The following is a 4253-nucleotide window of genomic DNA, read 5'->3' as shown; positions in this document are numbered from 1 at the left end:
ACTGATAGAGGATTTGCGCTTGTAATGGCTCATGAAACCCCGACACTAAGACAGTTGGAATACTTTGTCTGCCTTGCAGAGTCTGCAATATTTCGTGGTGCGGCAGATATCATCAATATTAGTCAGCCAAGCGTTAGAGATATTGATCAGCTAAATTTATCAAGAATGCACGTTTTAGCATGGCGCCAGAATTGTCCTAATCGGGGCTTTTATCGCCAACTGGCAAAAGAAATACGCACACTGGCTAAAACCAACCTTTGTGATGCCAAGCTTAGCTTCGTATTAGATACTGATAATGGCTAGGCAAAAAAGCTCGTTGACTCAAATCTATAATCAACCAATATGAATTAAGTATGACCTTGAGTTACTATTTGGGTAGTTATTACAATGAACAAAGTATCCATACGAATACAGGTTTTATAACTCTTGGACAGTATGAACAATAAGCAGGTTAAGTATGCAACTACTTATATGCAGGGAAGCCTTCGTTCCAAATAAAACCACCCTGTTTCTTCGCCATTATTAGTAGGGTTGTAACCTACTGGGTATATCATGTATTTCGCATTAGCAGCATTAACTTTTGGCTTAGTGGCAGGGCTGAAACCGGGGCCTTTAGGTGTGTTTGTGATTCATCAAACCATGTCAAAAGGTAATTACAATGGGTTTATGGCTAGCCTTGCACCTATTGTAACCGATGGGCCAATTATACTTCTGGCATTGCTGTTAACGTTGCAGCTTAATGATATAGGCTTGTTTATCTCTGCGATTTCTGTCTTTGGCTCTATGTACCTAGCTCTTATTGCATACAAAATACTTAAAACTCCAAACAACATCGACCCTAGTGTCGGGGGTAGCAAAAGCTCAAGCTTAGCTACGGCAGTAAAAATTAACTTCCTAAATCCAGCACCGTATATATTTTGGCTAACTATTGGCAGTAGCTATATTTTCATGGGCTCTAATATAGAGGCTGTTGTATTTATTGTTTGTACATTATTTAGTCTGTGTATTACGAAATTTTCTGTGGCTCTCTTTATTAAAGCCTTAGGAGAGCGGTTCAACCCGAGAGTTTACGCTGTCGTGCTTAAGTCGCTTTCTGTACCGTTGCTAATATTTAGTGGCCAGTTACTGTTTTCTGGTATCTCAATATGGCTGTAAATGGCATTGGCTATATCAATGACAGGCACGGCTACAAGTTTGTCGCCGCGCCTTTAAACTAGTGTTTGCTTTGTGCGATTTGCGTAATAAAGAATTTGATGGCTCACCAAATCATCGTCAAGTTTACTTAGCTTGGCTTAATACCTAAAACGGTTAAAGAAACAAATTGTAGAATTCAGGTGTAAAGCTAAGTCTTTAATGTTTATAATGTAAAGATTAACAAAGATTAAACATGCTCGGTAGTAGTACCGGTTGGCATAAAAGGAATATGAGAATATGAGAATTATTATCATTGGCGGTGGGCCGGCCGGGCTCTATTTTGCGAGTGCCATGAAAAAATTCAATCCTGGCTTTGACATCACCGTTTATGAGGCTAAAAATGAATCAATCAACTCATTTGGTTTAGGCTACACGCTACAGGGGCTGACCAAAGATTTGTTAGCGCATTTGGATGAGGATTATTTCACATCACTCTTTGCGAATAACACTCCGCCGAGACTCTCACAAGCCACCGTAAAAACCAATAACGACTGCCAAACCTTTAAGTTTTCTGATGGACACTGCGTTTCCCGTTTTGAATTGATGCGCTATTTCAGAAATAAAGCTACGTCACTCGGAATAACTATCGAAGAGAAAAAAGTGCTTCCATCTGAGCTAAGTCAGCTACAAGATTCCTGCGACTTATTGGTTGGAGCAGATGGCGTAAACAGCATTGTACGAAAAGAATATGCGGCTAAATTTGTCACACAGCAGCATGAAGCAAAAATAAAGTTTACTTGGTTTTATAACGACTCACCAAAACCTCAAACAAATGTCAGGTTTTACGTCATTAAAACATCTACCGGCTTCATTCAGTTGTCCTCCTACCCCCTAACGGACACCAGGCAGGCTGTTATCATTGAAATGACCGAAAAGTGCTTTCAATCGAGTCGCTTTCTCCAGCAAAGCCCAGCCGAAGCTATCCCCCATCTTAATAAGATATTCACCAGCGAAGAAGACAAAATTGACTTGGTTTCTACCAATTTGCCCTGGTTTTCTTTCAAGATGAATACCGTTAAACACCTTTTCCATGAAAATATGGTTCTAATTGGCGATGCGGCTTTTTCTTTCCACTATAGCGCGGGCGTTGGTTTGCAAACAGCATTTAACATGGCTAACGCATTAACAACATGCTTTCAGAGGTGTAATGACATCGACACCATTCTCAATCATTACTCAGAAATGACACCAATCGCATTGCGCGCCCCAATTGATAAATCTTTGAATGATATTAATTGGTTAGAAAATATAGACGAACATTTGCTAAACACCCCAGAACATCGGCTGATCGAACATTATTTAGAAAAAANCAAGTACACTAAATAATTGAAAATCCATTCAAACCAAAAGAGATTAAACCTTTGGAAAAAACCAGATTTAGCTACTGGTATCTGGCTTGTTATTTTGAAGGGGCCAAAGTGACTGACGCTAAGTTAAGGCTTAGTCCAAATTTTTAGTTATACCCACCTAGGTTAAATAATTTGGACATCCTACTAAAGCACTAAAACCTGGTGGGCCGCTGTGGTTAATATTGAGTGGGGAGGGTATGCGAATCTTTCCAAAAGGTGGGAAGAGTTTGTTTGATAAATTGTAGTCATGGATAAGGTGGACATTACTTTAGTAGTTAAAGCTGATGTTCCCTAGCATCGAGAATTCGCTTTCGTTCAGCTAGATTTAGTACCTTTTGACTTAAAAAGCGACCGCCTGTCGTATATCCTGAGAACTTACAAGAACGAATCAAAAACTGTATATAAAACAAGTGGCTAAGAAACTGGTGTAAAATCACGATATACGACATAGTGTCGCATTTCTTAATAGTTTTTGAATCTCGGACTTCTGCGGAATCCAGTCATGGTGTATGATTCGAGTAATATCAGAACGATTTTAAAAAAAGGATATACGACAGGTGGATATACGACCTTATGTCGTAGATTCAAATGTTAGGCATACATGTATTCAAATCAATATCGGAAAGGAGAGTGGCGTAAGCCCTAAGTTATATGGCAGTAAATTTATCATTTTTATCTGAGATTGATGATCCAGAATCAGTTGTCACGGCGATCCCATCAAGCCCTACTTTTCCAGAATTTGTTGAAGGTCGATTTAATAGATATGGCGTGTTTGTAGACTTATTCCAATCCTTAATTATGGAATCGTCCTCATCTGCTGAATTGCTGGATGCGATCCGCAATCCAAAAGTTTATAAGGCTGATGTAAGAATGCCTCTTCTTAAGCTTTTTAGAAGGTGCGTTAGTACTGTCATAGATACCGAAAAATCCAAAAAACTAATGAATCCAACCTCAATGTTCGTTGATAATTACGGGCATACTTTTAAAGATATCAACCTTCTTAAAAGGCAGTTTTCTAATATGCCCGAGAAGGATAAATACGCTCTGACTTCACTAATTGGTGAGTATGATGACCGAGGCAAGCAAGGTTACATCTTAACAGACTTATTCTTTACTTGGTTTGAAGATAGGTTTTCAGAAAATCTTACTATTGAAGGGCCAAGAGGAGCAGGAAAAGATATTCAATTGCAAAGTATATTTGAAGACTTTGATAGTGATTACCCCTGTGATTTTGTCATCAGAGACTTTGATAGTAGCGAGGTTCTAGCGGTCGGATTTGCACGTTATGATAGCACTAGAGGAGGCTCACAGTCTGATGACCGAACAGGTGGAAATAATGATAAAGTAATGAAAGCCGATGAATTTACAAAATCATCTAACACTAATTTTAAATTGTTATTTTTATCAGATGGCCCCGGTTTGACGCATCGAGATACTTGGGAAGAAGCCTGTATTCTTGATGGCAAGCTAAGTGATAGAGTGCGAGTGTCTACTTTAAAGTTAGCAGATGATAGAATAACTGAGCAATGGCTAAGAAATTAAATGTGCAGCTTACGCTGCACATTTAATTATATTTTTGCTAGTAATTTAACTTCTTTATGGTGTTTTTCTAAGACATCGGAATCAACATAGAAATTAAACTCTGTCCTGAAGTTTTCTGGTAGCGGGGCTTGATCAGAACTAAACATATCATTTGTTCGATCAGCCTCC

At 38.8% G+C, this 4253-nt stretch carries 4 protein-coding genes; all 4 read left to right on the top strand.

Features of this window, described 5'->3' with window-relative positions; all coding sequences use genetic code 11:
- A partial coding sequence (locus A3761_RS11045; RefSeq protein ID WP_231881208.1) for a LysR family transcriptional regulator occupies positions 1-303 on the top strand: 303 nt, incomplete at its 5' end.
- 249 nt (positions 304-552) lie between these two features.
- Positions 553-1155, top strand: coding sequence for a LysE family translocator (locus tag A3761_RS11040; protein WP_068510259.1), 603 nt, complete (start codon positions 553-555; stop codon positions 1153-1155).
- Positions 1156-1431: 276 nt separating this feature from the next.
- Entirely contained in the window at positions 1432-2520 is a 1089-nt protein-coding gene (locus A3761_RS11035; RefSeq protein ID WP_068750214.1) for an FAD-dependent monooxygenase, read from the top strand.
- 674 nt (positions 2521-3194) lie between these two features.
- A complete protein-coding gene (locus tag A3761_RS11030) occupies positions 3195-4085 on the top strand; it encodes a hypothetical protein (protein ID WP_068553648.1) in 891 nt (296 codons plus the stop codon).
- The last annotated feature ends 168 nt before the right edge of the window (positions 4086-4253 follow it).

The organism is Oleiphilus sp. HI0123, from assembly GCF_001635315.1.
Note: the sequence above shows the minus strand (reverse complement) of the source record. Positions and strands in the feature narration are given on the sequence as shown.